The organism is Actinacidiphila oryziradicis (assembly GCF_005047355.1).
Taxonomy (GTDB): domain Bacteria; phylum Actinomycetota; class Actinomycetes; order Streptomycetales; family Streptomycetaceae; genus Actinacidiphila; species Actinacidiphila oryziradicis.
Window position 1 is genome coordinate 1 of the sequence record NZ_SUMC01000267.1, and the last position, 3,295, is coordinate 3,295.

General features: G+C 72.6%; 4 protein-coding genes and 1 pseudogene. All 5 read right to left on the reverse strand.

Translation table 11 applies throughout. The annotated features are described in order from the left end of the window. Positions 1-164: 164 nt before the first annotated feature. Positions 165-551, reverse strand: coding sequence for a hypothetical protein (locus FCI23_RS62165; RefSeq protein ID WP_246144931.1), 387 nt, complete (start codon positions 549-551; stop codon positions 165-167). Positions 552-768: 217 nt separating this feature from the next. Beyond that, positions 769-1,866, reverse strand: coding sequence for a phosphotransferase enzyme family protein (locus FCI23_RS54860; protein WP_136731652.1), 1,098 nt, complete (start codon positions 1,864-1,866; stop codon positions 769-771). Next, complete coding sequence (locus FCI23_RS54865; protein WP_136731653.1) at positions 1,863-2,597, reverse strand: ABC transporter ATP-binding protein; 735 nt, start codon at positions 2,595-2,597, stop codon at positions 1,863-1,865. The genes FCI23_RS54860 and FCI23_RS54865 overlap by 4 nt, the downstream gene beginning before the upstream one ends. 300 nt (positions 2,598-2,897) lie before the next feature. Further along, positions 2,898-3,176 (reverse strand): annotated as a pseudogene (locus tag FCI23_RS64545) (hypothetical protein); the annotation flags it as partial. After that, positions 3,101-3,295: hypothetical protein (locus tag FCI23_RS57975; protein WP_169316996.1), on the reverse strand; the 195-nt coding region annotated here is incomplete at its 5' end. The gene FCI23_RS57975 and the pseudogene FCI23_RS64545, both read right to left, overlap by 76 nt.

The following is a 3,295-nucleotide window of genomic DNA, read 5'->3' on the forward strand; positions in this document are numbered from 1 at the left end:
CAAGCGCTGCTGCTCGTCGTCGCCCTGCTGTACGCGGGTGCCCGCATCGCCATGCGCAGCGGCCCGAACTCACCCACGCAAGTGGGACAAGGGCACACCGACGAGGCTGTCGTCACCAAACCCTAGGTGCAGTGGATCAGCCGTAGCCGCATGCCCTCGGCGTATTACTCCTCGGGCCGCAGCGGGGACTCCAGCGCTGCGGAGACCCGGGGGTCGCGGGCGACCGGGGGCAGCTGCTCGTTGGCGACCAGCTCGGGCTGGAGGACGACGCGGGTCTCCGCATCCACCGATTCCACCTCGTAGGCGATGGCGGCGACGGCCCGTTGGGTAACTGAGGCCCAGGCGGGTGGGGCGCGGTCTTCCACCGCTCCTGTACCACCGCGCTGTGAAGCGCGGATGTGAGCCAGCGTCGTCATCTTGCGGGTGAAGGCGTACGGTCGCTCGTACGTCGAGCAGACGGTGACCGCGGATCCCACACGCTGGGTGGCCGCCGCCATCGCGCTGACGGCCAGCAGCGGATCGTCGGTGGGCGTGTTGATCGCGTCCCGCACGCCTCGTCGACCCGGCCACGGTAGACCTCCTGCGGGCCGAGGGCGTCGGCGACGAACAGGGCGTCGAAGCGGCCGCGCTCGAGGATCCGGGCGGTCTCGATCCAGTGGTCCAGATCGCGGTGGCGGTGCGCCTGGCTGTCGGGGTGCCTCCACAGGCCCATAGCGGTGTGCCCGACGGTGGACTGGCGAAGGCTGTGCAGACGCACACGGCGGTCGGTCATCGTGCTTCCCTTCTGAGGTGCTCCAGGAGCCCCCTGCCGTCCGGGGTGGTGAACCATTCGGCGTGACCGAGGTAGTAGTCGTAGGCGAGGGCGGAACTGGCGGCGGAGCCGGTGACGCCGTGGAAGTAGTCCAGCTCGGACAGCGCGAACTCGGCGTGCACCAGGGGCAGCAGCTCCGGCAGGGCGGCGGACTCGGCGGCGGACAGCGGGCGCACCGAGGTGTAGCCGCGCAGGAGCGCGTCCAGATGATCCAGCTGTACGCGGACGCTGCCGCTGGGCAGGTCCAGCCACTGGACGATGTTGCGCTCGATGGCGGTGGCGAGGTCGTGGACGGCGGTGGTGCGGTCGCTGAGGCCGAAGTCCAGGACTGTGGTGACCGCCGCGGCCTCGGAACCGGCCACGTCCCACAGGAGGTTGGAGGCGTGCCAGTCGTTGTGGGTCCACAGCGGTTCGAGGTCGTCGAGCAGCGGTGCCAGCCGTCGGTGGAGGGGCAGGTGCACCCGCTCGGTGTCCGTCCGCCACGGCTGGTCCGCGAGGGCGGCGGCCAGGGCCGGGCGCCGCGCGACGTACCGTTCCAGCGCCGCCGCCGGATCCGCCGAGGCGAAGACGGTGAACGACGCCACCAGGGGCTGAACTTGGCGGTGTGGCGCCCGGTAGCCCTCCGCCGCCAGGTGCAGCCGGGCCAGCACGGCTCCGGCGGCGCCCGCGTGCCCGGCGGAGGCGAAGGGCGACCAGGACAGGGCGTCCTGGTAGAGGTCGGTACCGGTACCGGCGGTGTGGACCTCGTACACCCACTCGCCGAGCCGGACCACTGACAGCACGTCGACGACGGGTGCCCCGCGTTCGCGCAGGTGGCGCAGGAAGGCGTGTTCCTCGGCCAGGCCCTCCTCCGTACGCACGGAGACGTGGTGCCGCTTGACGAAGAGGAGCCGTTCGCTTTCCACCAGGGCGGCGGCCGACAGCGGGCGCGGGCTGCGCCACAGCACCCGCACCGGGCCACCGCCGAGCACGTCGCCGACCTCCGCGTCGGTCAGCGGTGGCCAGTCCGGGGCGACCGGCTCGGTGCCCAGGCCGTGGGCGAGCAGCCGGCTCACCGGACGGCCCAGTTGCGGGCGTCCAGTACCCGGCGCTCCACCGCGGCGAACTCCGGCTCGGTGACGGCCTCCGCCCTGCGGGGCCTGGGCAGTGGCACCTCGATCCGCTTGACCACGGAAGCGGGCCTGGGCGACAGCACATGCACGGTGTCGGCGAGCAGCACCGCCTCGCGGATGTCGTGCGTGACCAGGACGACGGTCCACCGGTAGCGCTGCCACACGTCCGCCAGCCACAGCTGCATCTCGGTGCGGGTGAGCGAGTCCAGCGCGCCGAACGGCTCGTCCAGCAGCAGTACGGGCCGCTCCAGGACGACGGTGCGCAGCAGGGCCGCGCGCTGCCGCATACCGCCGCTGAGCTGGAAGGGGTAGGAGGACTGGAAGCCGTCCAGGCCGAACGCCTCGAACAGCCCGGCCGCCCGACGCCGCGCTTCCCTGCGCCGTACGCCCTGGGCCTCAAGTCCCAGCGCGGTGTTGTCCAGCACGGTGCGCCATGGGAAGAGCAGGTCCTTCTGCGGCATGAAGGCGACCTGGCCGTCGACCCGCACTTCGCCCGAGGTGGGCCGGTCGAGCCCGGAGACGATGTTGAACAGGGTGCTCTTGCCGCTGCCGCTCGGGCCGATGACAGCCGCGAACTCGCCCGGGCGGACGGCCAGATCGACGTCCCGCAGCACGTCGAGCTCACCGAACGACTTGCCGACGCCGCGCACTTCGAGCTGGAACTCGCCGCTCATGACCGGCTCTCCTTGGTCATCGCACGCTCCCATGGCAGGACCAGCCGCTGCAGCAGGTAGGTCGCCCCGAACAGCGCGACGCTCAGCAGCGCCGTCACCGCGACCACGTCCAGGTGTGCAGCTCCGGGTCGCCGCGCAGCACGGCTTCGTGCTGGGCCAGCAGGTACGGGTCCGGGTCGACGCCCAGTTCCTCCGCCAGCCGCCGGCGGACCTACTGGAACACCTCCAGGGCGTCCTGCCGCGCCCCACCCGGCACAGAGCGGTCATCAGCTGCCCGGCGAAGCGCTCCCGGGCCGGGTGGCGGCGGACCAGGACGGTCAGCTCGCCCAGCACCGCCTCGTGGCTGCCGGCCGCCAGGTGCGCGGTCATCCGGTGCTCGACGGCGTCGAGCTGCTTCCCGGCCGGGTGGCGGCCTCGGCGCTGGTCGCGGCCATGCTCCTGCCCGTCCGCGCGCCCGGCTCCGGTCGTCCTGCCTCGGTTCGCGCGCCGGCCGCCCCCGGACGCTACCGGTAGAGCCGCACCCCACCGGCTGTCCCGAGGGCGTTGAGCTCCAGCACCCCGCCGTCCGGGGTCACGTATACCGTGCCTGCGGTGAAGTTCCCGTGGCCGGTGCCGACCGGCAGACGCGCGAGGGGGGTGGCGTGGCCCGTGCGCGGGTCGAGCTGGAGGAGTTGCTGCCGGCCGGAGGTGGAGAGGGC

Excerpts from the sequence above, each read along its gene's own strand:
- FCI23_RS54865 (WP_136731653.1), bottom strand. The coding sequence starts at position 2,597 with ATGAGCGGCGAGTTCCAGCTCGAAGTGCGCGGCGTCGGCAAGTCGTTC.